This is a genomic window from Paracoccus sp. UBA5162 (genome assembly GCF_002413585.1).
GTDB lineage: Bacteria > Pseudomonadota > Alphaproteobacteria > Rhodobacterales > Rhodobacteraceae > Paracoccus.
Map to the genome: position 1 here is coordinate 37,040 of NZ_DHXG01000077.1, position 24,024 is coordinate 61,063.

General features: G+C 65.7%; 26 protein-coding genes. 21 read left to right on the top strand and 5 right to left on the bottom strand.

The window, feature by feature from the left end; translation table 11 throughout:
- Positions 1–91: 91 nt before the first annotated feature.
- Positions 92–1,021, bottom strand: coding sequence for a LysR substrate-binding domain-containing protein (locus B4A72_RS12100; RefSeq protein WP_292956663.1), 930 nt, complete (start codon positions 1,019–1,021; stop codon positions 92–94).
- A 241-nt stretch (positions 1,022–1,262) separates the two neighbouring features.
- Between B4A72_RS12100 and B4A72_RS12105 the strand changes: the two genes are divergently transcribed.
- From B4A72_RS12105 to B4A72_RS12140, 8 genes are all read left to right on the top strand, one after another.
- Positions 1,263–1,466 (top strand): hypothetical protein, encoded by a 204-nt coding sequence (locus tag B4A72_RS12105; protein WP_292956660.1) that lies wholly within the window; start codon positions 1,263–1,265, stop codon positions 1,464–1,466.
- Positions 1,467–1,658: 192 nt separating this feature from the next.
- Positions 1,659–2,246, top strand: coding sequence for a PepSY domain-containing protein (locus B4A72_RS12110; protein ID WP_292956657.1), 588 nt, complete (start codon positions 1,659–1,661; stop codon positions 2,244–2,246).
- A 73-nt stretch (positions 2,247–2,319) separates the two neighbouring features.
- A complete protein-coding gene (locus B4A72_RS12115; protein WP_292956654.1) occupies positions 2,320–2,991 on the top strand; it encodes a response regulator transcription factor in 672 nt (223 codons plus the stop codon).
- Entirely contained in the window at positions 2,988–4,325 is a 1,338-nt protein-coding gene (locus B4A72_RS12120; RefSeq protein ID WP_292956651.1) for a sensor histidine kinase, read from the top strand. The genes B4A72_RS12115 and B4A72_RS12120 overlap by 4 nt, the downstream gene beginning before the upstream one ends.
- Before the next feature lie 99 nt (positions 4,326–4,424).
- Entirely contained in the window at positions 4,425–5,396 is a 972-nt protein-coding gene (locus B4A72_RS12125) for a cytochrome ubiquinol oxidase subunit II (protein ID WP_292956648.1), read from the top strand.
- A gap of 2 nt (positions 5,397–5,398) precedes the next feature.
- A complete protein-coding gene (locus B4A72_RS12130) occupies positions 5,399–7,471 on the top strand; it encodes a cbb3-type cytochrome c oxidase subunit I (protein ID WP_292956646.1) in 2,073 nt (690 codons plus the stop codon).
- Positions 7,468–8,085 carry a cytochrome c oxidase subunit 3 gene (locus B4A72_RS12135; RefSeq protein WP_292956643.1) on the top strand — a complete coding sequence of 206 codons (618 nt, stop codon included), beginning with the start codon at positions 7,468–7,470 and terminating at the stop codon, positions 8,083–8,085. Before B4A72_RS12130 ends, B4A72_RS12135 begins: the two co-directional genes overlap by 4 nt.
- A complete protein-coding gene (locus tag B4A72_RS12140) occupies positions 8,082–8,417 on the top strand; it encodes a cytochrome o ubiquinol oxidase subunit IV (RefSeq protein ID WP_292956640.1) in 336 nt (111 codons plus the stop codon). Before B4A72_RS12135 ends, B4A72_RS12140 begins: the two co-directional genes overlap by 4 nt.
- A gap of 95 nt (positions 8,418–8,512) precedes the next feature.
- Here the strand turns inward: B4A72_RS12140 and B4A72_RS12145 are convergent, their stop codons facing one another.
- Positions 8,513–9,655: a Gfo/Idh/MocA family protein gene (locus B4A72_RS12145; RefSeq protein ID WP_292956637.1), complete on the bottom strand. Its 1,143-nt coding sequence runs from the start codon at positions 9,653–9,655 to the stop codon at positions 8,513–8,515.
- A 16-nt stretch (positions 9,656–9,671) separates the two neighbouring features.
- Positions 9,672–10,397, bottom strand: coding sequence for a GntR family transcriptional regulator (locus B4A72_RS12150; protein WP_292956634.1), 726 nt, complete (start codon positions 10,395–10,397; stop codon positions 9,672–9,674).
- A gap of 99 nt (positions 10,398–10,496) precedes the next feature.
- On the opposite strand from B4A72_RS12150, the gene B4A72_RS12155 reads away from it, so the two are divergent.
- The 7 genes from B4A72_RS12155 to B4A72_RS12185 all read left to right on the top strand — a co-directional run bounded on the left by B4A72_RS12155 (position 10,497) and on the right by B4A72_RS12185 (position 17,577).
- On the top strand, positions 10,497–11,651 hold the full coding sequence (locus B4A72_RS12155) for an LLM class flavin-dependent oxidoreductase (protein WP_292956631.1): 1,155 nt from the start codon (positions 10,497–10,499) through the stop codon (positions 11,649–11,651).
- Positions 11,651–12,565 (top strand): aldo/keto reductase, encoded by a 915-nt coding sequence (locus B4A72_RS12160; RefSeq protein WP_292956628.1) that lies wholly within the window; start codon positions 11,651–11,653, stop codon positions 12,563–12,565. Before B4A72_RS12155 ends, B4A72_RS12160 begins: the two co-directional genes overlap by 1 nt.
- A gap of 5 nt (positions 12,566–12,570) precedes the next feature.
- Entirely contained in the window at positions 12,571–13,071 is a 501-nt protein-coding gene (locus B4A72_RS12165; protein WP_292956625.1) for a flavin reductase family protein, read from the top strand.
- A gap of 53 nt (positions 13,072–13,124) precedes the next feature.
- Positions 13,125–13,712, top strand: a complete 588-nt coding sequence (locus B4A72_RS12170; protein ID WP_292956622.1) for a TRAP transporter small permease — start codon at positions 13,125–13,127, stop codon at positions 13,710–13,712.
- The gene (locus tag B4A72_RS12175) at positions 13,712–15,001 is read left to right on the top strand and encodes a TRAP transporter large permease (protein WP_292956619.1); all 1,290 of its coding nucleotides are present in this window, start codon (positions 13,712–13,714) and stop codon (positions 14,999–15,001) included. The genes B4A72_RS12170 and B4A72_RS12175 overlap by 1 nt, the downstream gene beginning before the upstream one ends.
- 29 nt (positions 15,002–15,030) lie before the next feature.
- Positions 15,031–16,089, top strand: coding sequence for a TRAP transporter substrate-binding protein DctP (gene dctP, locus B4A72_RS12180; protein WP_292956616.1), 1,059 nt, complete (start codon positions 15,031–15,033; stop codon positions 16,087–16,089).
- A gap of 132 nt (positions 16,090–16,221) precedes the next feature.
- On the top strand, positions 16,222–17,577 hold the full coding sequence (locus B4A72_RS12185) for a dihydrolipoyl dehydrogenase family protein (RefSeq protein WP_292956613.1): 1,356 nt from the start codon (positions 16,222–16,224) through the stop codon (positions 17,575–17,577).
- A 151-nt stretch (positions 17,578–17,728) separates the two neighbouring features.
- Here the strand turns inward: B4A72_RS12185 and B4A72_RS12190 are convergent, their stop codons facing one another.
- Positions 17,729–18,082 carry an ArsR/SmtB family transcription factor gene (locus tag B4A72_RS12190; RefSeq protein ID WP_292956610.1) on the bottom strand — a complete coding sequence of 118 codons (354 nt, stop codon included), beginning with the start codon at positions 18,080–18,082 and terminating at the stop codon, positions 17,729–17,731.
- Between the two features lie 60 nt (positions 18,083–18,142).
- Here B4A72_RS12190 and B4A72_RS12195 point away from each other — a divergent pair, with 60 nt between their 5' ends.
- The 5 genes from B4A72_RS12195 to B4A72_RS12215 are packed head-to-tail and all read left to right on the top strand — an operon-like array spanning position 18,143 to position 22,115.
- Positions 18,143–18,592 carry a YeeE/YedE family protein gene (locus B4A72_RS12195; protein ID WP_292956607.1) on the top strand — a complete coding sequence of 150 codons (450 nt, stop codon included), beginning with the start codon at positions 18,143–18,145 and terminating at the stop codon, positions 18,590–18,592.
- Between the two features lie 10 nt (positions 18,593–18,602).
- Entirely contained in the window at positions 18,603–19,037 is a 435-nt protein-coding gene (locus tag B4A72_RS12200; RefSeq protein WP_292956604.1) for a DUF6691 family protein, read from the top strand.
- Positions 19,038–19,039: 2 nt separating this feature from the next.
- Positions 19,040–19,960: an MBL fold metallo-hydrolase gene (locus tag B4A72_RS12205; protein ID WP_292956601.1), complete on the top strand. Its 921-nt coding sequence runs from the start codon at positions 19,040–19,042 to the stop codon at positions 19,958–19,960.
- Positions 19,961–19,971: 11 nt separating this feature from the next.
- Positions 19,972–20,358, top strand: coding sequence for a rhodanese-like domain-containing protein (locus tag B4A72_RS12210; protein ID WP_292956598.1), 387 nt, complete (start codon positions 19,972–19,974; stop codon positions 20,356–20,358).
- Between the two features lie 5 nt (positions 20,359–20,363).
- Positions 20,364–22,115 carry a SulP family inorganic anion transporter gene (locus B4A72_RS12215; RefSeq protein WP_292978708.1) on the top strand — a complete coding sequence of 584 codons (1,752 nt, stop codon included), beginning with the start codon at positions 20,364–20,366 and terminating at the stop codon, positions 22,113–22,115.
- Between the two features lie 11 nt (positions 22,116–22,126).
- Here the strand turns inward: B4A72_RS12215 and B4A72_RS12220 are convergent, their stop codons facing one another.
- Positions 22,127–22,813: a cytochrome P450 gene (locus B4A72_RS12220; RefSeq protein WP_292956592.1), complete on the bottom strand. Its 687-nt coding sequence runs from the start codon at positions 22,811–22,813 to the stop codon at positions 22,127–22,129.
- A gap of 805 nt (positions 22,814–23,618) precedes the next feature.
- Here B4A72_RS12220 and B4A72_RS12225 point away from each other — a divergent pair.
- A partial coding sequence (locus B4A72_RS12225) for an EF-hand domain-containing protein (protein ID WP_292956589.1) occupies positions 23,619–24,024 on the top strand: 406 nt, incomplete at its 3' end.

Here is a 24,024-nt window from a genome sequence, read left to right on the forward strand (position 1 = left end):
CGGATCTCCATGGTCCGACCATGCCAAGGTCCGACCTTTACGGCAAATACCAATTCATGCGGATCGTGAACATGATGTTAATGGTTGCGCCTCATCGCGCCCTCTTCTGTTCCCATGGGCGCGATTCGGTGGCGCGTTCCAGTTCGCGTCGCAACTGCCGGATCGCATATTCGGCAAAGCCGGACAGAACCCGGCCGGCCTTGGTGACGACATAGATGGTGATGGGCGCCTCCTCGATCAGCCTCAGCCGCACGACGCCCGGCATATACAGTTCCGCGACCGAGAATTCGTCGATGATGGCAACGCCAAGGCCGTGGCGGACAAGGCTGACGACGGTCTGCGCAAAGCGTCCCCGCATCGAATAGCGCACCGGCAGACCGGCATCGCGCAGCGGCCTGGTGCAGACCGATCCATAGGGGTCGTTCGGCTCGACCCCGATCATCGGGAACCGGACAAGATCGTGGACCGAGACCTGATCGCGGCCGGCCAGTTCGTGACCCTCGGGCACGATCGCCGCCAGCCGGCCCTGGGCCGCGATCTCGTTGGTGATGCCCGCATTCTCGATCGCGGTGCTCATCATCACGAATTCACCGCGATCCAGCATCAGATAATCGATGGTTTCCTCGATCTTCAGGATGTTCAGGTCGATGAACAGATCGGGAAAGCGCTGCCTGACCCGCCTGACGGCGCGGGCGGCGATGAATTGCGCGACCGATGGGGCCGAGGCGAAGGACAGATCCACCGCCTCGCCCCGCTGCAACGAGGCCACGGCGCGGTTGAGGTTCTCGACCCCGCGAAAGACCCGGCCGATCTGGTCGAAGATCGCGCCTGCCTCGGCCGCCGGGACATAGACCCCGCCGCGCCGCTCGAACAGGCGCAGACCCAGCGTTTCCTCGGTATGCTTGACGAGCCTGCTGATGCCGGGCGCCGAGACGTTCAGCATCCTGGCGGCACCGGTGATCGTGCCGGTCAGCATGACGGCGCGGACGACCTCGATCTGGCGCAGGGTCAGTTGATGCATGGGCCAATCATCCGATGATCTGTGCTCGGGCGAACAGAAGGTCAGAACTCGCGCAGAATGTCATGGGGAAAGATGGCGCCTCGCCGTGGGATCGGGCAAGCGCAAGCGGCGGGATGTTGTCGCGGCCTTGCCCGGCACGCGGTAACCGCCGGGTTACAGATCTGCAATCTGCGCGTCAGCCCGGCATCACCCGACGCCCCCATCTCTCAGTCCAGCAACAAGAACGGAAGGAGTGCATCGGATGAAACGACTGAAATCGACCCTCGCGGCGATCCTGATGGTGGCGGCAGGTGCCGCGGCAATCGGGCTGGGAACCGTCATGGCCGTCGCCGCGCTGGTGATCGGACTGGTCATCGCCGTCGCCGCCCGGCTGGCGATCGGGTCCGGCGCTACCGTCCCGGCCTCGGCGGACACCGTCGACGGCGAAGCCGCCGCGACCCCCTGAAACCGGACCGCAAGCTTGCCCGATCCCGCCCCGCCGATCCCCTCGGCGGGGCGTTTGCCTGTCCGGACCGCGGTTCGACTTTCAACATTACGCAGATGTAATCGCGCGGCGATTTGATGGTCAGGCCGGCTTCCCAGCTTGAGTTCATCGAAAGGCATCACGCCAATCGACGAACCGAAAGGAAAGAGAACGATGACACGCAAACTGCTTACCCTTCTGACCGCTGGTGCGGTGTCCGCGACGGCCCTGGCCGGCGGCGCGGCCTTTGCCAAGAATGACGGCGGTGACCAGGCCGAGGTTCAGGCTTTCCTGAGCGCCTCGCAGGACATCACCGCAGCCATCGGCGCCGCCGAGGCGGCCGGCGGCGGCACCGCGGTCGCGGCCGAGTTCGGTCAGAGCAAGGGCACCGCCTTCTACGAAGTCGATACCATCGCCAAGGGCAAGCAGGTCTCGGTCGAGATCGATGCCAGCACCGGCAAGGTCATCCAGACCAAGGATGAGGGCGACGGCGACAAGGCGGAAAAGGAAGACATCACCGATCCCGCGCAGCTTGGCGCACCGCTGGCCCAGCTGGTTGCCATGGCCGAGAAGAGCGGCGGCGGCAAGGTGATGGCGATCAGCGCCGACCACGACAACGCCAAGTCCGGCGTGATCGAGGTGGAACTTGCCAAGTCCGACGGCACCACGCAAGACTTCGCGATGGCGGCCGATGGGACGATGACCAAGGTTGTCGCCAATCAGGACGAGGATCAGGACGGGCAGGACGAAGACGCCGACTGATCCTTCGGTCGGAAACGATGAACCCGCCGGCCCCTCCCTTGGGGGCCGGCCAGGTGCTGGAAGCGAGGGACGGATGCGGATTCTGGTGATCGAGGATGACCGCACGACAGGGGACTACATCCTGGCAGGACTGCGCCAGGAGGGTCATGTCGTCGACCTGTCCCGCAACGGTCGCGACGGCCTGCTGACCGCGCAGACCAACGATTTCGACGTTCTGGTGGTCGATCGCATGCTGCCGGATCTGGACGGGCTGTCGCTGGTGCGCACGTTGCGCGCGGCCAGGAACCTGACGCCCGCGCTTTTCCTGACCGCACTTGGCGGCGTCGATGACCGGATCGAGGGACTGAATGCCGGCGGCGATGATTATCTGGTCAAGCCCTTCGCCTTTGGCGAATTGTCGGCCCGGCTGTCGGCGCTGGCCCGCCGCCCGCAGATGCGCGATGATGAATCGGTCCTGTCCGCCGGCGATCTGCGAATGGACCTGATCCGGCGCAAGGTCACGCGCGGCGGGGTCGAGATCGATTTGCTGCCGCGCGAATTCGCGCTGCTGGAATGCCTGTTGCGCCGAAAGGGCCGCGTGCAGACCCGCACCATGCTGCTGGAAGCGGTGTGGGAGCTCAGCTTCGATCCGCAGACCAATGTGGTTGAAAGCCACATCTCGCGGCTGCGCGGCAAGATCGACAAGCCCTTCGAGACCGAACTGATCAAGACCGTGCGCGGCGCCGGCTACAGGATCGAGGCATGAGGGCCGAATGGGCGGATATCCTGCGCTCGACCCCGATGCGGATGACGCTGCGGCTTGTGGCGCTGTTCACGCTGATCAGCCTGCTGACCTTCGCCGCGACCTGGTGGCTGGCCAACCGGGCGCTGCTGGACGCCACCGAAGCCGGGCTGGATGCCAGTCTGGACGAATTGTCCGCACTGGGCGACCAGAAGGACATCGCCGAGGCTGTCGGACGGCTTGCGGCGCGGGCCGATCCGGAAAACACGATCGTGATCTTCGACCGCGCCGCCGGCCTTGTCGGCAATTATCCGGACAGGGTGCCCGGATCGGGGCTGCGGGAATTCGATCCGGCCGATCGCGGTGACGGTTTCTCCAGCCGCTACATCGTCAAGAGCCGCGAGGTGCCGGGCGGGATCCTGACCCTGGGTCAGTCCGCCGATGCCTTCGACGAGATCCGCGAGGTCTTCGGGCAGGTCCTGTCCTTCACGCTGGCGCCGACGCTCCTGCTGGTCCTGGCCGCAGGGATCTTCAGCGCGCGGCGTTCGGCCCGCCGACTTGCCGCGATCGAGCACACGCTGGACCGCCTGCGCGGCGGCGAATTGTCGGCGCGCCTGCCGGACATGCCGGGCCCCGCCGACGATCTGTCGCGTGTCGGACGCGGCATCGACCGGCTGGCCGAGGCGCAGCAGGCATCAACCGAGGCGCTGCGACAGGTATCGGCCGATATCGCCCATGATCTGAAGACCCCGATCCAGCGCCTGTCGGTGCAGCTGGCGCGGGTTCGCGACGACCTGCCCGACGGCGTCGCGCCAGAGGCGCTTGATCGCGCCGAGGCCGAGATCGACGGCATCGTCGCGATCTTCCATTCGCTTCTGCGCATCGCCCAGATCGAGGGCGGCAGCCCGCGGACGCGCTTTGTGCCGGTGGACCTGGCCGGCCTGGCCGCGACGATGGCCGAGGTCTACGAGCCCGCGGCCGAGGAAAGCGGTCACGCCATGACGGTCGAGACGGGCGGCGAGGCCCGGATCATGGGCGATCGCGCCCTGCTGGGCCAGGTGATCGCCAATCTGATCGAAAACGCGCTGCGCCATACGCCGCCGGGCAGCGCGGTGACGCTGCGCGTCGATGGACCGCGCCTGATCGTCGCCGATAGCGGGCCGGGGATTCCGGCCGGCGAGCGCAGGAAGGTGCTGCGCCGTCTCTACCGTCTGGACCGCAGCCGCACCACGCCCGGCAGCGGGCTTGGCCTCAGCCTTGTCGAGGCCATCGTCAAGCTGCACGGCGGAACGATCGATCTGCAGGACAACGCGCCGGGGCTGAGGGTGCTTGTCAACCTGCCCCCGGCCCCGGCATGATCGGCATCGGGATCGACGGATCGCGCCGAAGCCGGGGACCGGCTTGCCCGTGCCGGCCGATCCGGACAGGTTGCGGTCATCGAAGAACCGGACGAAGCCATGAACACGGGATCTGATCCGCACCATCGCAAGCCCGCCAGCGCCCTGGCCCGGACGGTTCCGATCACCGCGGCGATCCTGCTGCTGGCCGGTCCGGTTCTGGCCCAGGACAGTCTTCTGTCGCCCGCCGGACCCGTCGCCGAGGCGCAGCGAAGCGATCTGATTCGCGTCACCCTGATCACGATGATCGCGGTGGTGCCTGTGCTGGTCGGCGTTCCGGTCATCCTGTGGCGCTATCATCGGGTCAGGGGCAACGGGTGCTATCGCCCCGGCAAGCTCTACCGTCCCGACTGGGAATTCTCGGGCCCGCTGGAGGCGGCGATGTGGGGCGTGCCCTTCGCCATCATCGCGGTGCTCGGCTGGTCGCTGTGGCAGACCACGATCCGGCTGGATCCCTATGCGCCGCTGGGCCCGGACCCGTTGGAGGTTCAGGCGATCGGGCTGGACTGGAAGTGGCTGTTTCTCTATCCCGAACAGGGAATCGCGACGCTGGATGCACTGGTGTTGCCGGCGGGCAGGCCGGTGCGCGTCGCGCTGACGACGGACACGGTGATGCAAAGCTTTCGCGTGCCCGCGCTGGCCGGGCAGATCTATGCCATGCCGGGGATGCGGACCGAACTGAACCTGATGGCCGACGCGCCCGGCCGCTGGCGGGGCGACAACATCCAGTATAGTGGTCGCGGATTTGCCGGGCAGACCTTTTCCGTGGTCGCGCTGGACCCGGCCGGCTGGCGCGACTGGGCCGGCACCCCCGCGCAAACGCCGCTTGACCCGGCCACCTATGCCCGCCTGGGGCGGGCTGGCAGCCCGGCCCAGGCGCGGGCGCTGCTGGGCCTGGGCGCGCGGGACGCACCACGGCTTCGGCTGGTCACGCCGGATCTCTTCGATCGGGTGATCGCACGCTATCGTGCCGGGCTGCCGGTGCCGCCCCGCGACCAGCCGGGGGCCCCGGCCTATGCCGGGGGTGGATGATCATGGGCGCACCGTTCGGGCGCCTGGACTGGTCGGCCACGCCATTCGACGACTTCCTGCGCAATCCGTCCCTCAACGAGGCCGTGTCCTCGGGTGCCGCGCTGACCGTGGTGTTGGGCGCGGCGGCGACATTGTGGCTGCTGACGCGCCACCATCTGTGGGGACCGCTTTGGCGGGACTGGCTGACCAGCCCGGACCACAAGCGGATCGGCATCATGTATGTGGTGCTGGCCGGGGTGATGTTTCTGCGCGGCGTGCTGGAAGGCGCGGTGATGCGCACCCATCAGGTCAGCGCGCTGAACGGCGGAATCCTGTCGCCCGACCATTATGCACAGCTCTTCTCGACCCACGGAACGATCATGATCTTCTTCGTGGCGACGCCGCTGGTGACGGGGCTGATCAACTTTGCCGTCCCCTTGCAGATCGGGGCGCGGGACATGGCGTTCCCGGTGTTGAACCAGGTCTCGCTGGGGCTGACGGCGTCGGGGGCGGGACTGGTCATGCTGTCGCTGGTCCTGGGTCAGTTCGGGACCGGTGGCTGGACGATGTATCCGCCCTTCACCGGCGCCACCTTCAGCCCCGGCCCGGGGGTGGACTACTGGATCTGGGCGGTCGGCCTTTCCGGGATCGGCTCGACCCTCGCCGGGATGAACATCGCGGTGACGATCTACAAGCTGCGTGCGCCGGGCATGACCTTCCTGCGGATGCCGATGTTCACCTGGACCGCGCTCTGCACCGCGATCATGATGGTCTATGCCTTCCCGGCGGTCACGGCATCGACCGCGATGCTGGCGCTGGACCGTGTGGCGGGGTTTCATTTCTTCACCAACGACCTGGGCGGAAACATGATGCAATACGCCAACATCTTCTGGATGTTCGGCCACCCCGAGGTCTATATCGTCGTGCTGCCGGCCTTCGGCGTCTATTCCGAGATCTCGGCCACCTTCGCGGCCAAGCGGCTTTATGGCTATAACAGCCTGGTGATCGCGACGATGGCCATCGCGGTGGTCTCGTTCGCGGTCTGGCTGCACCATTTCTTCACCATGGGACAGAATGGCCGCATCAACGCCGCCTTCGGCATCGCCACCATGGTCATCGCGGTGCCCACCGGCGTGAAGGTCTATGACTGGATGGCGACGCTGTTTCGCGGCCGGGTGCGGATCACGGTGCCGATCATCTATCTGACGGGGTTCTTCATCCTTTTCGTCTTCGGCGGGCTGACCGGGGTGATCCTGGCCAATCCGGCGATCAACTATCAGCTGCACAATTCCCAGTTCGTGGTCGCGCATTTCCACAACGTTCTGGTCCCGGGCACGCTGTTCGGCATGTTCGCAGGGATTCATTACTGGTTCCCCAAGGCCTTCGGCTTTCGCCTGGACGAAAAGCTGGCGCGGCGCACCGCGCTTTTGTGGGTGGCGGGGTTCTGCCTTGCATTCCTGCCGCTGTACTGGCTGGGACTGATGGGAATGCCCCGGCGGGCGGCCAGCTATGACAACCCCGCCTTTCAGCCCGCGATGTGGCTGGCTTTCGGCGGCGCCGCGATCCTGGTCGCGGCGCTGGCAAGCCTGATCCACACCTTCTGGGCCAGCGCGCGCAACCGCGCGGCGCTGGCCTGCCCGCTGGGCGATCCATGGGACGGGCGCAGCCTGGAATGGGCGACCAGCGCGCCGCCGCCGCCCTACAATTTCTGGGCCATCCCCAGCGTCAGGGCGCTGGACCCCTTTACCCTCGAGAAGGCCGAGGGGACGCCCTATGCCGAGGCCGACGCCTACGAGGATGTGGACATGCCGCGCCACACGGCCCTGGGAATGATCGTCGCGGTCGCGGGTGGCGCGCTTGGGCTGGCGATGGTCTGGTGGATCTGGTGGCTGGCCGTGCTGTCCGGTGCCGCGATCGTCGGCGCCGTCGTCCTGCGCGCCTTCGCCACGAACACGCATGAAACCATCCCGGCGGCCGAGGTCGCGGCCGCGCATCGCCGCTTTCTCGCCGCGATCCGGACGGCCCGCGCCATTGGCCGCGACGACGAGATGCTGCCCGCCAATCGCGGCCTTGCCGATCCGGCGGTGCCGGCATGAGCCATCGCGCGCATCCCGGCCTGAATCTCGGCGCCGCGCAAGGCGACGCGGGCAGCCGGACCGAAAAGACCGTCTTCGGCTTCTGGGTCTTTCTGATGAGCGACATGATCACCTTCGGGATCCTTTTCGGCCACTACGTCGTGATGCAGCGCGCGCGCGCGGGCGGTCCGGGGCCCGAGACGCTGTTCGACCTGCGCAGCGTCGCGCTTCAGACGGGGCTGCTGCTGACCAGTTCCTTCACCTACGGGCTGGCGAGCCTTGGGCTGAAACATGCGGGAACCGCCCGCGCCGTGTTGCCCTGGCTTGCGGTGACGGCCGCGCTTGGGGCCGGGTTCCTGGCGCTGGAGCTGCGCGATTTCGCCAGCATGGCGTCCCGGGGCGGCGTTCCGCAGCGCAGCGGCTATCTGTCGGCGCTCTGGGTGCTGGTGGGGCTTCACGGCCTGCATGTCACGATGGGTCTTTTCTGGATGGCGGTGATGGCCGCGCTGATCGCGGTGCAGGGCCTCACGGACCGGGTAAAGACCCGCCTTCTGCTGCTGGGTCTCTACTGGCACTTTCTGGACCTGATCTGGATCGGGATCCTTTCGGTCGTTTTTCTGGGAGGCATGGCATGAGCGACGATCGGCGAGGCGAGCTGCGGCGCTATGTCCGCGGATTCGTCGTTTCGGCGGCGCTGACGGGTCTGGCCTTCTGGGCGGTCGCGGGCAGCGGCCTGACGCGCCCGTCCGCGCTGTGGATCGTGGCGCTGGCCGGTATCGCGCAAGTGGCGGTGCAGTTGCGTTGCTTTCTGCATATCGGCTGGCGTCAGCAGCGCGAGGATTTGCACCTGATCGGGTTTTCGCTGTTGCTGATGGGCCTGATGATCGGCGGAACGGTCTGGATCATGGGCAGCCTCGGGGACCGGATGCAGCAACAGGCCGAAACGGCCGCGGCGCCGGACCGCTGAGCCGCGCGGGCCCCGCGCAGAAGGCCGGCAGGCCGCGCCCCCGGCGTCCCGCGCCCGGTCGGCAGGAACCGGCGCGACGCGGCCCGCGTCGGCCGTCAGGTCAGGGCGGTCAGTTCGCTCAGTTCCACGACCCGCCGTTCGGCCATCGACCGCTGCGCGGCAATTCCCATCAGCACCGCCCATTTGCCGTCCAGGACCGAAACATCCGGCGCGCGGCGTTGCCCGCGCACGAGTTCCAGGAACCCCAGATGCTGGTAGAAGGTCGAGCCGTTGTGATCGCCGGCATCGAGGATGGCCGGATCGACCGGGATCTCGCGGATCCGCGGGCCCTTGGGATTGCGCGGCGAATAGATGACCTGCGGCACCGGCGCAGCGCCCAGATGCGGCGGCCAGAACCGGTTCGGGCCGGGCACCAGCGCCTCGATCTTGCCGCTGGGGCCAAGTGCCGAGATTTCCTCCTGATAGCGCGCGCCCTCGGCGAACATGCACAATTCCAGCATCGCCTTGGCGCCGTTCTCGAAGGCGACCAGAACATAGCCGTGGTCCAGAATATCAGGCGTTTCACCGGAATAGCTTTCGTCCAGATGGTTGGCCGCCTGCCCGCCCATGGCCATGACGCGCACCGGGTCCGATTTCAGCGCCAGTCGCATGAGGTCGAAGAAATGACAGCATTTCTCGACGAAGGTGCCGCCGGTATAGCGGTTGAAGCGGTTCCACGACCCGACCTTGTCCAGAAAGGGAAAACGGTTCTCGCGGATGGTCAGCATCTTGATGCCTCCGGTCACGGCCTCGGCCTCTTCCAGCAGCCGGGCGACGGGCGGCATGTAGCGATATTCCATCGCCACCCAGACCGGCGCCGGATAGCTGGCGGCGAAGGCATCGACGGCGGCGGCGTGGTCGGGATCGGTGAAAAGCGGCTTTTCCACCAGGACCGGCAGCGGCCGCCGCCTTGCGATGGCCTGCAATTGTTCGACGTGGCGGAAATTGGGGCTGGCGATCAGCAGGCAGTCGATCTCGGGGATGTCCAGAAGCGCGTCGAGATTGTCCACGAAACGCGCATCGGGGGCGAATTGCGCGGCACGAACCCGCATCAGCGCATCCGGTTCGAAGATCGCGCCGACGGCAGCATTGTCCAGAAGCGCGATGTTGCGCAGATGTTCCTGACCCATCATGCCGCAGCCGATGATGCCATAGGTGATGGTCCGGGTCTGGCCGCGCACAAGCGTTTCGGTGGTCATGGGGATCCCTCTTTCGTCAGGCGAGGCGCTGGACATAAAGCGCCTTTTCGGTGTCGTACCAGGTGCGGGAAAATTCGACCGCCTCGGCGCGCTGCGCCCAGGACAGCCGTTCGATATAGGCGGTCACGGTACCGGGGGGCAGCGCAAAGGCCGTGGGCGACCAGTCCGGGACCGCGCCGATCCCGACCCGGTCCTCGGCCCGGCTGATCCACAGTTTCAGCGCCCGCTTGTAGGTCAGGTAAAGCGAATCCTGGATCAGATCCCGCGGCACGATGCCGGCGCCGCCGTCCAGCCAGATTTCCTCGATCGCGACGATCTGGTCATCCAGATAGCGCAGGCGGCGAAAGCGGGTGCCGTGATCCGAGGTGCCATAGGCGGGCTGGCCGGCATCCTTGGGCAGATAATCGGCCGACAGGATATCCGCCGTGGGCAGCCCGCCGCCGCCGCGCACCAGTTCCAGCCGCAGCATCGAATAGACCGAATCGACCGCGCCACCCGCACGGACATAGTTCCCCGACCCCTGCCGGCGTTCCAGAAGGCCCTTCCTTTCCAGCAGCAGCAGCGCCTTGCGCAGCGTCCCGACGGTGGTGCCATGGGCCTTCGCGAAATCGCGTTCGGGCGGCAGCTTCTGACCATCGACCAGCCGCCCCGAGGCGATGTCCCGGATCAGGATCTCGCTGATCTGCATGTAGATCGGCAGCGCGTCGGGCCGGTGGCCTGCGGGTCTGCCCCTGTCCTGCATGATTTCGCCTGTCCCGTGCGACCAGAATTGATACCCTATTGATTTACACCAAAGGCGGAGCTAGTAAAGACCGAATTTCAGCGACCCGAGGGAGGGAACATGACCATTGTCCCGGTGACATCTGCGGATCTCGACGCGGTCGAGGTGGCCTGGTTTTCGGCGCTCTGCTCGGATGATTACCAGTTTCTCGGGGTGCCGGACGGCGATCTCCGGTCGTCCTGGGATCATTGTTCGGACATCGTCAAGACCGCCGAGGCACAGGGCTTCGGCAATATCCTGTGCCCCTCGTCCTATCAGGTGGGCCAGGACACGCTGAGCTTTGTCGCCGGCTGCGCGCCGATCACCGAACGCATCAACCTGCTGGCCGCCGTGCGCTGCGGCGAGATGCAGCCGATCATGCTGGCGCGCACCATCGCGACGCTGGATCACATGTTGCAGGGGCGGCTGACGGTAAACATCATCTCGTCCGACTTTCCGGGCCAGAAAGAGGACAGCAAGCACCGATACAAGCGGTCGCGCGAGGTGGTCGAGATCCTGAAACAGGCCTGGAGTCGCGACCAGATCGATTACGAGGGCGAGGTCTACAGCTTTGCCGGCCTGACCACGGATCCGGCCAAACCCTATCAGCAGGGCGGGCCGATGCTGTATTTCGGCGGCTATTCGCCCGACGCGCTGGATCTGTGCGGGCAGCATTGCGATGTCTATCTGATGTGGCCCGAAAAGACCGAGGACATCGCCGCCAGGATGAAGGCCGCCCACGAGGCCGCCGAACGATACGGGCGGACGCTGGATTACGGATTCCGCGCCCATGTCATCGTCCGCGACACCGAGGCCGAGGCCAGGGACTATGCCCGCTACATCGCCAGCAAGCTGGACGACGAACTGGGGCAGGCGATCCGCGAACGGGCGCTGGATGCGGGCAGCCTGGGCGTCAGCCATCAGGCGCGCAACCGCGAACTGGCCGACCTGGAAGGCTATGTCGAACCGAACCTTTGGACCGGGGTGGGCCGGGCGCGGTCGGGCTGCGGCGCGGCCATCGTCGGCTCGACCGATCAGGTTCTGAGCAAGCTGGAGGAATTGCAGGGGATGGGGATCCGCGCCTTCATCCTGTCGGGCTATCCGCATCTTGACGAGGCCGAACATTTCGGCAGCCGCGTGCTGCCGCAGATGAAGACCTGCCAGCTGAACCGGGTCCGGGGGCGGGTGCCCGATGCCCTGCCGCGCACGCCGCTGGGCGCGGGGGTGCGGCGCTGATGGATACGCTGGGGGATTTCGCCGCCGACCGGGTTCGCATTGCCGAGGGTCTCAGCCTTTCGCGGCTTGTCTACGGCATGTGGCGGCTTGGCGATGATGCCGACATCTCGGCCGGGCACGTGCGCGCCAAGATCGACGCGGCGCTGGACCGGGGCATCACCACCCTGGATCAGGCAGACATCTATGGCGATTATACCGCCGAGGCGATCCTGGGACAGGCTTTCAGGGCCGATCCGGGACTGCGCAACAGGGTCGAGCTGGTCACGAAATGCGGTATCGTCGCGCCCTGCGGACGATACGCGGACGCGGCCTGCAAGCATTACGACACCTCGGCCGCCCATATCACCGCCTCGGTCGAGAAGTCGCTGCGCGACCTGGGCGCCGATCATATCGACCTGCTGCTGATCCACCGCCCCGATCCGCTGATGGATCCCCACGAGACCGGAGCGGCGCTGGACGGGCTGATCCGGTCGGGCAAGATCCGCGCCGCCGGCGTGTCGAATTTCCGGCCCTGGGATGTCGAGCTGCTGCAAGCCGCCATGCGGAACACGCTGGTCACGAACCAGATCGAATTGTCGCTGGCCCGGCCGCAGCCCTTCGCGGATGGCGATCTTGCCTTTCACCAGCGCCGCGGCGATCCGGTCATGGCCTGGTCGCCGCTGGGCGGCGGCAGCCTGATGCGGGGCGATACCGCCCTGACCCGGCGGATGGACGCGCTGGCCGGGGAATTCGGCGTCGATCGCGCGGCCATCGCGGTGGCTTTCCTGCTGCGGCACCCGGCGACGATCCTGCCGGTTCTGGGCACCAACTCTCTGGTCCGCATCGCCGCGATCCCGGATGCGCGCAAGGTCGATCTGACCCGCGTGCAATGGTTCCAGCTCTACGAGGCGGCGCTTGGCCGCGAGGTGGCGTGATGCACATGGCCGAACCCCGCAGTTTCGTTCCCGAACCCCAGAACGGGCGCGACCTGCGCGACGCCTTTGGCCTGTTCGCCACCGGCGTCACCATCGTCACGACCGGCGATCCGTCCGGCTGCGCGGCGATCACCGTCAACAGCTTTTCCTCGGTCTCGATGGATCCGCCGCTGGTGCTGTGGTCGCCGGCGCGCCGGTCCCGCCGCTATGCGCAATTCGCCGAGGCGCGGCATTACGCGATCCATGTCCTTGCCGCCGACCAGCACGAACTGGCCTTTGCCGTGGCCCGGGACGCGACGGCGCTGCAGGATCTGCCGCTGGGCCGGAACGGCTGGGGCGTGCCGGTGCTGGACCAGTGCCTCGCGCGGTTCGATTGCCACCGTTACGCGGTGCATGATGCCGGCGATCATGCCATTGTGGTGGGCGAGGTGCTGCGCGCCACGATGCAACAGGGCGATCCGCTGGCCTTCTTTGGCGGGCGGATGGCACGGATCGACAACAACTGACTGCGCCACCCGACCCTGAGGAGGGGGGGACGGCGCATGAGGGGGGAGAGCGAATGGTCTTGCTGGAGGCGTCGATCCGGGCCCTGTCCTGGGTGAACGGGCATCTGCTGAGGATCGGCTATGGCATCGGCATCGCGGCCATCGCGATGATGGTCGCGGTGACGCTGGTGCAGGTCTTCTTCCGCTACGTCCTGAACAACGCCCTGCCCTGGCCGGACGAGGCGGCGCGCTTCGGCATGTTGTGGATGACCGGGCTGATGGCGCCGATCGCCTTTCGCCGCGGCGGCTTCGTGGCGATCGACATCCTGATCTTCGCCCTGCCCCGCGCGGCGGCGGCGATCCTGAACATCGTGCTGCTGGCCGTCAGCCTGACGGTGCTGATCGTGTCGCTGAAGATCGGCTGGTCCGAGGTGACGGGGCTGGGCGGACGCTTTGCCTCGGCCTCGCTCTATCTGCCGACCTCGGTCGATTTCAGCACCTGGCAGCGACTGCCGCGCAGCTGGATGATGGCCGCGCTGCCGGTGGGGATCGTGCTGCTGATCCTGGTCAATGTCGAACTGATCCTGCGCAATCTGGCGCAGGTTCTGGGTCTCGTCGAACTTCCGCCCATTCCCCATTCCGAGACCGAGGGCGCCGAGTGATGCTGATCTGGTTCCTGCCGCTGTTCCTGGTCTTCCTGATGATCGGCCTGCCGGTCTTTTTCGGCCTGCTCGCGGCGCCGGGAATCCTGCTTGTCCTGAACGGGCAGGAACGCGACCTGACCTTGCTTTACCGCAACCTCTACAACGGCATGGACAGCTTTCCGCTGATGGCGATCCCGTTCTTCATGCTGGCCGGCGAGATCATGAATCGCGGCGGCATCACCCACCGGCTGGTCGAATTCAGCCAGGCGCTGATGGGGCATTTTCGCGGCGGGCTGGCGCATGTGAACGTGCTGTCCTCGATGCTGTTCGCGGGGCTGTCCGGATCGGCCGTGGCGGATACCTCGGCGCTTGGCTCGATGCTGATACCGGCGATGGAGCGGCAGGGCTATACCCGTCGCTTCGCTGCCGCGATCACCGCGGCCAGTTCGGTGATCGGGCCGATCATTCCGCCATCGGGGATCATGATCATCTATGCCTATGTGATGGGCGAAAGCGTCGCGGCGCTGTTTCTGGCCGGGCTGGTGCCCGGCGTGCTGGTCGGCGTGGGGCTGATGGCGCTGATCAAGATCATGGCCGACCGCTACGACTTTCCGGTGGCATCGCGTCGCTATGGCTGGGGCGAACGCGGGCAGGCCAGCCTGAAGGCGTTCTTTCCGCTGATGACGCCGGTGATCATCCTGGGCGGCATCCTGGCAGGCGTGTTCACGCCCACCGAGGCGGCGGCGGTCGCGGTGTTCTATGCGCTGGTGATCAGCCTGTTCGTGCTGCGGACGCTGCGCCTGTCGGAACTGCCCGACGTGCTGGGCCGCGCCGGCATCACCTCGGCGGTGGTGCTGCTGCTGGTCGGGGCGGCGATGTCGTTCAAGACCGTGGTGTCGCTGTCGCAGGCGCCGCAGATGATGGCCGACGTGATCCTGACGCTGACCGAGAATCCGCTGCTGATGCTGTTTCTGATCAACCTGCTGCTGTTCGTGGTCGGCATGTTCCTGGATGCGGGGCCGGCGATCATCATCCTGGGTCCGATCCTGGCGCCGGTCTTTACCCAGCTGGGCGTGGACAGCGTGCATTTCGCCATCATCATGTGCGTGAACCTGACCGTCGGGCTGGCCACGCCGCCGATGGGGCTGGTGCTGTTCGTGGCCTCGGCCGTGTCGGGGGAACGGGTGACGACGATCGCCCGCGCCATCCTGCCATTTCTCGCGGTCGAAATCCTGGTGATCTTCCTGATCACCTATTTCCCCGCGATCTCCATGACGATCCCGCGTCTGACCGGGTTCGCGAACTGAATGTCATTCGAACCAAGAGGGAGGATCTGATGTTGACGAAGACAATCACGACGGCGGCGGCGCTGGCCATGGCGGCGCTGCTGGCGATCCCGGCCGCGGCGCAGGAATATACCCTCCGCGCCGTCGCCAATTCCAACGAGAGCGACGAGGATTACGACGGCCTGCAGGTCTTCAAGTCCTATGTGGAAAGCGCCTCGAACGGCGCCATCGCGGTCGAGATCTACATGGGTACGCAATTGTGTTCGAACGGGGCCGAATGCCTTCAGGGCGTGGCCGATGGATCCATCGATGTCTATATCTCGACCTCGGGCGGGGCGGCCGGCCTGTTCCCCTATGTGCAGGTCCTGGACCTGCCCTACCTGATGCAGGATGACCGCGTGGCCGAGAAGGTTCTGTCGGGCGATTTCACGCGCACCATGCGCGAGATGGCGCTGGAGGATTCGGGCGGCGCGATCCGGCTGATGACCATCGGCAATACCGGCGGCTGGCGCAACTTTGCCAATACCAAGCGCCGCGTCCAGACGCCGGCCGATCTGAAGGGCATGAAGATCCGCACCGTGGTCGCCGACCTGCCGCAGGAACTGGTCAGAACCCTGGGCGCCGCGCCGACGCCGATCCCCTGGCCCGAACTGTTCACCTCGTTGCAGACCGGTGTGGTGGACGGCACCAAGAACGGCATCACCGACATCATGTCGATGAAATTCCCCGAGGCCGGGCTGCAATACCTGACGCTGGACGGGCACGCCTACATGGGCGCGCTGTGGTGGATGTCCAACGAGAGGTTCATGGCCATGCCCGAAGACATGCGCCGGGTCGTGGTCGATGGATTCTACCAGCTTCAGCAGGCCACCTTCGCTTCGCCCAAGCGCAAGTCGATCCCCGCCTATGAGGAATTCGTCCAGGGCGGCGGTGATCTCTATGTGCCGACGCCGGAGGAAAAGCAGGCCTTTGCCGATGCCGCCCGGCCGGTCTATGAATGGTTCACCGCCAATGTCGAGGGCGGGCAGGAAATCTTCGACGCCATGAAAGGCGCTGTCGAGACCGCGAACCAGGAACTGGACACGGAACGCGCCCGCGATATCCAGTGACGCCTTGGCGGGCGGACCTGCGGGGGTCCGCGATGATCCCGCAGGGCGCGGCGTCGCGCAGCGCGCGCAGCCCGTAAGCCGGGGGCGATTGGGCCAACCGGGCGGCGGCAGCAAACCGCGAGGGGGAAAATCATGCCTGCCAGCAAGGAATTCGATCTGATCGTCATCGGCGGCGGGACCGGCGGGAACGGGGTCGCCCGGATGGCTGCCGGCGCCGGCTGGAAGGTGGCCAGCATCGACAGCCTGCCCTTCGGTGGCACCTGTGCATTGCGAGGCTGCGATCCCAAGAAGATGCTGGTCGCCGTGACCGAGGGGATCGAACAGGCCCGCAACCTGGACGGCAAGGGCCTGAAGACACGGCCTTCGGTCGATTGGCCGGACATGATCGCCTTCAAGCGCAGCTTCACGGACGCGATGCCCGGCCGTATCGAGGGCGGGCTGGAGAAAGCCGGCGTCACGGTGCTGCATGGCCAGGCACGGTTCACCGGCCCCGACCGGATCGTGGTGAATGGCGAAACCCTGTCGGCACGCCACTTCCACATCGCCACCGGCGCCCGGCCGATGACGCTGAACATTCCCGGCGAAGAGCTTCTGGCAACCAGCACCGATTTTCTGGAATTGCCCGAACGGCCCGACAGGATCGTGTTCGTCGGCGGCGGATTCATCGCGATGGAGTTCGCCCATATCTCCCGGCGCGCGGGGGCGCGCGAAGTCACGGTCCTGGAAATGCAGGACCGGCCGCTTGGAAATTTCGATCCCGATCTGGTCGACGTTCTTGTCGAAGCAACGACCGAGCTGGGCGTCGATCTGCGGACCGGGGCGAAGGTTCTGAAGATCGAAAGACGCGGACAGGACTTCGCGGTGACTTGCGAGACGCGGCAGGGGACGGAAACGGTCGTCTGCGATCTCGTGGTTCATGCCACCGGCCGCGTGCCCAATATCGACCATCTCGACCTTGAAGCCGCGGGCGTCGAATACGGTCGCAAGGGCATCAGGGTCAGCCCCTTCATGCGCACGACCAACCCGGCCATCTTCGCCGCCGGAGATTGCGCCGATAGCGGTCCGAATCTGACCCCCGTCTCGGCCCTCGAGGGCCGGATCGCAGGCAAGAACCTGCTTGCCGGAAAGGATGAGCGCCGGGTGGATGATCGGCCGATTCCAAGCGTCGTCTTCACCTTGCCCCAGATGGCGACGGTCGGCCTGTCCGAAGCTGCCGCGCGCGACAGGGGATTGGATTTCGAGACCCGTTTCGCGAAGACGGCGGACTGGTATTCGTCGCTGCGGGTGGGTGCGAAACACAGTGCCTACAAGGTTCTGGTCGAAAAGGCGACCGGCAGGATCCTGGGGGCGCATCTGCTTGGCCCCGGTGCCGAAGAGCAGATCAACCTGTTCGCGATGGCGATGGCTGCGGGCCTGACCGCGACCGCGATCAAGGGCGTCACCTTTGCCTATCCCAGCTTTGCGTCGGATATCGGCTCGATGGTCTAGACTGCGCATTGGCCGGGTCAAACCGGCAGGAATTTACCAAACGCGCCGACGCCATGCCCATGCGCGGGGCCTTGTTGCCGCGCCGTCAGCGCCCCCCCCAATGCGTCAAGGCTGGGATCGACGGTGCGGGAACTCTGCTGCCGCGATCCGCCTAGCCGTCGCTGTCGTCTTCCGATGCGCAATAGATCAGATACAGCGCCTCGATCATCTGATGCACTCGCGGGTCGGCGATACGGTAGAAGATCGTCTGCCGGTCGCGGCGCGTCGCCACCATTCCCGCGTCGCGCAACCGGGCAAGATGCTGGCTCAGCGCAGACTGGCTCAGGTCCAGTTGGATCTGCAACGCTCCGACCGATTGCTCACCCTCCAGAAGATGGCACAGCACCATCAGCCGGCTGGTGTTCGCCAACAGGCCAAGCTGCCCCGCGACCTCTGCGGCGCGCGCCTGCAAGACCGGCAGCGAGGGCCGATTTTCTTTTATATCAGTGTTGACTAATTTAGCCATTACTTACATATAACGACTCATCCGGCGAAAGCCAAGGGTAACGAATGAGAGGAGACCGGCATGGAACCCGTCGTCGCGACCGATTTCACACCATGGCTGTCGCTGACCGGCGGTGTGCTGATCGGAATCAGCGCGGTGACGGTGATGGGCCTGTTCGGCAAGATCGCAGGGATCAGCGGCATCACGAAGGGCCTGACCGGCCTTGTGCCGGGGCTTGGCGGACCCGACGACCGCGGGTGGCGGCTTGCTTTCCTGCTGGGCCTGGTCGCGGCGCCGGTCGCTGTCCTGCTGGTGACCGGATCGTTTCCGCAACAGACCGTATCCGGCAACCTGCCCGGCATGGCCCTTGCGGGACTGCTGGTCGGGACGGGCACCGCACTGGGATCGGGCTGCACCTCGGGACATGGCGTCTGCGGTCTGGCGCGCCTGTCGCGCCGGTCGCTGGTCGCCGTATGCGTGTTCTTGGCCGCAGCCGTCCTGACCACCACCCTGATCCGCCACGTGATCTGAGGAGCCGATCATGCGTCCCGTCCTGGGTTTCTTCGCCGGTCTGACCTTCGGCATCGGGCTGATCCTGTCCGGCATGGCGAATCCCGCCAAGGTTCTCAATTTCCTCGACATCTTCGGCGCCTGGGATCCCAGCCTCGCCTTCGTCATGGGCGGCGCTTCGGTGACGGCCTTCATCGGCTATCGGCTGGTCTGGCGTCGAGATGCCCCCGCCCTCGGGCCGGGATTCGACATGCCGGACAACACCGCCATCGACGCCCCGCTGCTGACCGGCGCCGCCATCTTCGGAACCGGCTGGGGACTGGGCGGATTCTGCCCCGGCCCGGCCTGGACGGCGCTGGCGATGGGCGCGCCCGGAACGCTGATATTCCTGCCCGCAATGCTGATCGGCATCGTGCTGGGCGGACGCGCGAAATCTTTCACGATCTTCACAGCGAAAGGAGCCTGATCATGTCAGAGCCGTCAAAACTGGACCAGCCGATTGTCCGGCACTCGCCGTCGACCGGCGCACAAAGCCCCGATGTCTGGGGGATCTACGAACCCGATACCGGATCGATCCAGTATATTTGCGCCGATCCGGCGACCAGGAAGGCCGCGCTGATCGACGTCGTGCTGAATTTCGATCCGGCCGCCTTTTCCATCGACACGCGCAGCATGGATCAGGTTCTGAAACTGGTCGAAGAACATGGCCTGTCGGTGGAATGGGTGCTGGACACGCATCCCCACGCCGATCACGCGATGGCCTCGGCGCGGCTGAAGGAACGCACCGGCGCCCCCAATGCCATCGGCGAGAAGGTCGCCGACATCGCAGATCTTTGGCGGGGTTTCTACAACATGCCCAAGGCCTTCGATCCGGCCCGCGATTTCGACCGGCTGTTTGCCGATGGGGACAGCTTCAAGCTCGGCGATCTGGACGTCCGGGTGATGCTGTCGACCGGTCACACGATGGGGTCGATCACCTATATCTGCGGCGACGCGGCCTTCGTGCACGACACGCTCATGCAGCCCGACAGCGGCACCGCGCGCGCCGACTTTCCCGGTGGCAGCACCGAGGAATTGTGGAACTCGCTGCAGGCCATCCTGGCCCTGCCGGGCGACACGCGCCTGTTCATCGGCCATGACTACGGCGCCGACGGCCGCGACGAGCCGGAATGGGAGGCCACGGTGGACAAGCACAGGGCCGACAACATTCACGTCAAGGAGGGCACCGCCAAGGAGGATTACATCGCCACCCGCGAAGAACGCGATGCGACGCTGTCGCTGCCCGACCGGATGCTGGCCGTCTTGCAGATCAACCTGCGTGGCGGAAGGCTGCCCGAGGCCGAAAGCGACGGCGCCCATTACCTGAAACTGCCTGTCGACAAATTCTGAAGGATACGATCATGACCAAATCCATGAAAGACCTGGTGGCCGAGGCCAGGACCCGCGTCGAAACGATCAGCCCCGCCGATGCGCAGGCCGCACGGCCGAACGGGGACGTGATCCTCGACGTGCGCGAACCGGCCGAACTGGACAGCGACGGGGCGATCGCGGGGGCGATCCACATCCCGCGCGGGCTGCTGGAGGCACAGGCCGATCCTGATACCGGCAAGGCGCATGACGCGCTGGTGGCGATGCGCCGATCCAAAGGCCATGTGAATGTCCTTTGCGCCTCGGGGGCACGCGCGGCGCTGGCGGCCGACGTGTTGAAGACGATGGGCTACAATGCCAGGGTCATCGAAGGCGGACTGGGCGGCTGGAAGCAGGCCGGACTGCCCATCACGGCCTGAAAGACGTGCCCCGCCTGACCCTATACCTGCCGGTTCTGGACTGGGGCAGCCGTTACGACCGCGACAAGCTGAGCGGCGATCTGGTCGCGGCGGTGATCGTCACGATCATGCTGATCCCGCAGTCGCTGGCCTATGCGCTGCTGGCCGGATTGCCGCCCGAGGCCGGGATCTATGCCTCGATCCTGCCCATCGTGCTCTACGCGATCTTCGGCACCTCGCGCACGCTGGCGGTCGGACCGGTGGCGGTGGTGTCGCTGATGACGGCGGCGGCGATCGGCAAACTGGGTGACCAGGGCATCGACCAGGTCACCGCCGCCCTCACGCTGGCGTTTCTGTCGGGCATCTTCCTGCTGATCCTCGGCCTGTTCCGGCTGGGATTTCTGGCGAATTTCCTGTCGCATCCGGTCATCGCCGGGTTCGTCACCGCCAGCGGCATCCTGATCGCCACCAGCCAGTTGAAATACATCCTCGGCGTCAGGGCCTCTGGCGATACGCTGATCGAGATGCTGCACGGGCTGTGGTCGGCCATCGGGACGATCAACGGGATCACGGTCCTGCTGGGGGCGAGTGCGACGGCGTTCCTGTTCTGGGTACGCAAGGGGCTGAAGCCGCTGCTGCTGCGCATCGGGCTGGGCAACACGCTTGCCGACATGGGGTCCAAGGCCGGGCCGGTCCTGGCCGTTCTGGTCACGACGCTGGTGGTCTGGGCCTTCGGCCTCGCGGATCGCGGCGTCGATATCGTCGGGACCGTGCCCCGGGCGCTGCCGCCGCTGACGGTACCGGCATTCCAGCCCGGCCTTCTGGCCGCGATGATCGGGCCGGCCATCCTGATCTCGGTCATCGGCTTCGTGGAATCGATCTCGGTCGCGCAGACGCTGGCCGCCAGGCGCCGCCAGCGCATCGACCCGGATCAGGAGCTGATCGGTCTGGGGGCCGCCAACCTTGGTGCTGCGTTCACGGGCGGTTTTCCGGTCACCGGCGGGTTCTCGCGGTCGGTGGTGAACTTCGACGCTGGCGCCCGCACCCCGGCCGCCGGAGCCTATACCGCGGTGGGGCTGGCCATCGCCGCGCTGATGCTGACCCCGGCAATCTATTATCTGCCCAAGGCCACGCTGGCGGCGACGATCATCGTCGCGGTGCTTGGCCTTGTCGATCTCTCGATCCTGAAACGCAGCTGGGTCTATTCCAGGGCCGATTTCGCCGCCGTGACCGCAACGATCCTGCTGACGCTGGGTCTGGGGGTGGAAATCGGCGTTTCGGCGGGGGTTCTGATCTCGATCCTCATCCACCTCTACAAATCCTCGCGCCCGCATATGGCGGTGGTAGGCCAGGTGCCCGGCACCGAACACTATCGAAACGTCAACCGCCATGACGTGACCCTGCATGACGCCATCCTGTCGGTGCGCGTCGATGAAAGCCTGTATTTCGCCAATGCCCGCAATCTCGAAGACCGCATCTATGACATGGTCGCTGCGCGCGACGACCTGCGGCACGTGATCCTGATGTGCTCGGCGGTGAACGAGATCGACATGAGTGCGCTGGAAAGCCTCGAGGCAATCAACAGGCGGCTGGAATCGCGCGGGATCACGTTCCACCTCAGCGAAGTGAAGGGCCCGGTCATGGACAGGCTCAAGAAATCCCATTTTCTGGATGATCTGACGGGCCGGGTCTTCCTGACACAGCACCGCGCCGTGCAAACGCTATGCAGCGACGCCCCCGGCCCGTCCCATCCGTCCAATGACGGAGTATCGCTGTGAAGCGGCGGTCCTCAATCAGCGGGAACTTCGATCCGGTCGTGGCGCAGAGATGTCCGCCGTCTGATGCGGCTTATCACGACGCGGCTCTTCGGCAAGGCGGGCAGGCTTGACAGGTCGATCGACAAATCCTGGTCGGGCAGGTCGTAGGTGATCGAACCGACAAGGAAATCGCAAAACGCCTTCATCAGCTCGATCGCGATCCATTCGCCCGGGCAGCGGTGACCGGTATCATGGCTGCCGCCGCCCTGCGGAATGAACGTGAAGGCATTGCCGTTCCAATGCTGAAAGCGATCCGGGCGGAATTCACCGGGCGCGTCCCATGTTCGGGGGTCGGAATTCGTCCCGGTAAGGTCAAGCAATATCCTGCGCCCCTGGGGAAAATGATAATCGCGCCACCGGAAATCCTTTGTGGACCAAGCCGCGACGGCAGGAAAAAAGGGGTAGAAGCGCCGAACTTCCTGCACGAACGGCTCCAGATTGCCCTGGTCCTCGCGAAGTTTGTGCTGCCAGTCGCCATGTTCATGTAACGCGTGCGCGGCGCTGGTCATGAACACCGAGACCGCCACGGTCGGACGCAGCACATTCAGCAATTCCACCGCGGCCACGGCAGGGCGCAGCAAGGCGCCGTCGGGGTCGCGCCATGTCGCGATGACGTGGAGGGCGCTTTCCTCTTGCGGCTCAAGGCTGCCGTCGCGCACCTGTCCGACCATCCGCGAGGCCCAGCGTTGAAGGCGATGCCTGGACAGGCGCGCCCGCCAGTGCCTCGGCCCGACCGAACCGGCATTCTGGAAAAGCCCGGTCAGTTGCCGGGTCCGTCGCGCGACATCCGCCGGCGGCAACGGAACCCCGGCCCATGCACAGACCGCTTTTGCAAGGATTTCTCTGGTCTCGTCATAGAGAACGACCCTGTCCATTCCCTCCCAGTCACTCGCACGGGCGTCCAGAAGTTGCAGCATCCTGTCGCGAAGCGCGCCTATCCGTGCGGATGTCATGAGAGACATGAACATCCGCTTCCTGTGCCGATGTGCTTCGCCATCCAGTCCCTGGACACCGCCTTCGCCCAGAAGGGTTTTCTGGATCCGTGCAGGCATGGCGTCTTTCCGCACGAGTTGTTCGTTCCGGTAGAACAGCTCGGCCGCGGCCGGGCCGGTCATGCAGATCGTTCTGCCCAGCAGGATGCGGGTCTCGAAAAGATCGGTTTCAAGCCTGCGACATCTTTCCGCGATGAAAAAGTAAGGGTTCGCCAACAGCGCAAGGGTGCTGTCAAGTTGGCCGTCGGACGGGATTCGTGGCATTGGTCGCCCTCCTCTGATCCGGTTGCTTCGCAGGCTTTTCCCTGCGCGAGACATGGCCGGCCGGCCCTGGACCGGTGCGCCCTTGTCGAAACGCGGAAATGCCGGTGCGGTTCACGGATCTATGACCGCCCGATCCGCTTTTGCGAAGAACCGGATCGGTTGCGGTTCGTTGAAGGGCAGACGTTTCCGAAGAAAGAGGATCCACACGATGAAAATGACAACCGGGATATACGCCGCGCTTTTCGCCCTCGCCGCAGTCGGCGCGCAGGCCAGCCAGCACAGTGCCGGCGCTTCCGACACGGTGACGCCGGGCGATCAGCAGATGGACGGCATGGCAGGCCAGGACGGCATGTCCGGGGATGGCGCGGACAAGGACTGGTCCGGCAAGAAGGACTGGTCCGGCAAGAAGGATCGCTCCGGCAAGAAGGGTCACATGGGCGCCTCGATGATGCCCGCGATGGTCGTCGCCATGATGGACACGAACGGTGATGGTTCGCTGTCCCTTGAAGAGGTTCAGGCCGTCCACGAACGGATGTTCAAGATGGCGGATGCAGATGGCAACGGTCAGGTGAGCCCCAAGGAAATCCGGGACTTCATGATGGGCGGCGGCATGA

Excerpts from the sequence above, each read along its gene's own strand:
- B4A72_RS12125 (WP_292956648.1), top strand. The coding sequence starts at position 4,425 with ATGAACACGGGATCTGATCCGCACCATCGCAAGCCCGCCAGCGCCCTG.
- dctP (WP_292956616.1), top strand. The coding sequence starts at position 15,031 with ATGTTGACGAAGACAATCACGACGGCGGCGGCGCTGGCCATGGCGGCG.
- B4A72_RS12185 (WP_292956613.1), top strand. The coding sequence starts at position 16,222 with ATGCCTGCCAGCAAGGAATTCGATCTGATCGTCATCGGCGGCGGGACC.
- B4A72_RS12110 (WP_292956657.1), top strand. The coding sequence starts at position 1,659 with ATGACACGCAAACTGCTTACCCTTCTGACCGCTGGTGCGGTGTCCGCG.
- B4A72_RS12160 (WP_292956628.1), top strand. The coding sequence starts at position 11,651 with ATGGATACGCTGGGGGATTTCGCCGCCGACCGGGTTCGCATTGCCGAG.
- B4A72_RS12135 (WP_292956643.1), top strand. The coding sequence starts at position 7,468 with ATGAGCCATCGCGCGCATCCCGGCCTGAATCTCGGCGCCGCGCAAGGC.
- B4A72_RS12175 (WP_292956619.1), top strand. The coding sequence starts at position 13,712 with ATGCTGATCTGGTTCCTGCCGCTGTTCCTGGTCTTCCTGATGATCGGC.
- B4A72_RS12130 (WP_292956646.1), top strand. The coding sequence starts at position 5,399 with ATGGGCGCACCGTTCGGGCGCCTGGACTGGTCGGCCACGCCATTCGAC.
- B4A72_RS12170 (WP_292956622.1), top strand. The coding sequence starts at position 13,125 with ATGGTCTTGCTGGAGGCGTCGATCCGGGCCCTGTCCTGGGTGAACGGG.
- B4A72_RS12115 (WP_292956654.1), top strand. The coding sequence starts at position 2,320 with ATGCGGATTCTGGTGATCGAGGATGACCGCACGACAGGGGACTACATC.
- B4A72_RS12140 (WP_292956640.1), top strand. The coding sequence starts at position 8,082 with ATGAGCGACGATCGGCGAGGCGAGCTGCGGCGCTATGTCCGCGGATTC.
- B4A72_RS12105 (WP_292956660.1), top strand. The coding sequence starts at position 1,263 with ATGAAACGACTGAAATCGACCCTCGCGGCGATCCTGATGGTGGCGGCA.
- B4A72_RS12200 (WP_292956604.1), top strand. The coding sequence starts at position 18,603 with ATGCGTCCCGTCCTGGGTTTCTTCGCCGGTCTGACCTTCGGCATCGGG.
- B4A72_RS12155 (WP_292956631.1), top strand. The coding sequence starts at position 10,497 with ATGACCATTGTCCCGGTGACATCTGCGGATCTCGACGCGGTCGAGGTG.
- B4A72_RS12100 (WP_292956663.1), bottom strand. The coding sequence starts at position 1,021 with ATGCATCAACTGACCCTGCGCCAGATCGAGGTCGTCCGCGCCGTCATG.
- B4A72_RS12205 (WP_292956601.1), top strand. The coding sequence starts at position 19,040 with ATGTCAGAGCCGTCAAAACTGGACCAGCCGATTGTCCGGCACTCGCCG.
- B4A72_RS12210 (WP_292956598.1), top strand. The coding sequence starts at position 19,972 with ATGACCAAATCCATGAAAGACCTGGTGGCCGAGGCCAGGACCCGCGTC.
- B4A72_RS12190 (WP_292956610.1), bottom strand. The coding sequence starts at position 18,082 with ATGGCTAAATTAGTCAACACTGATATAAAAGAAAATCGGCCCTCGCTG.
- B4A72_RS12165 (WP_292956625.1), top strand. The coding sequence starts at position 12,571 with ATGGCCGAACCCCGCAGTTTCGTTCCCGAACCCCAGAACGGGCGCGAC.
- B4A72_RS12195 (WP_292956607.1), top strand. The coding sequence starts at position 18,143 with ATGGAACCCGTCGTCGCGACCGATTTCACACCATGGCTGTCGCTGACC.
- B4A72_RS12120 (WP_292956651.1), top strand. The coding sequence starts at position 2,988 with ATGAGGGCCGAATGGGCGGATATCCTGCGCTCGACCCCGATGCGGATG.
- B4A72_RS12150 (WP_292956634.1), bottom strand. The coding sequence starts at position 10,397 with ATGCAGGACAGGGGCAGACCCGCAGGCCACCGGCCCGACGCGCTGCCG.
- B4A72_RS12145 (WP_292956637.1), bottom strand. The coding sequence starts at position 9,655 with ATGACCACCGAAACGCTTGTGCGCGGCCAGACCCGGACCATCACCTAT.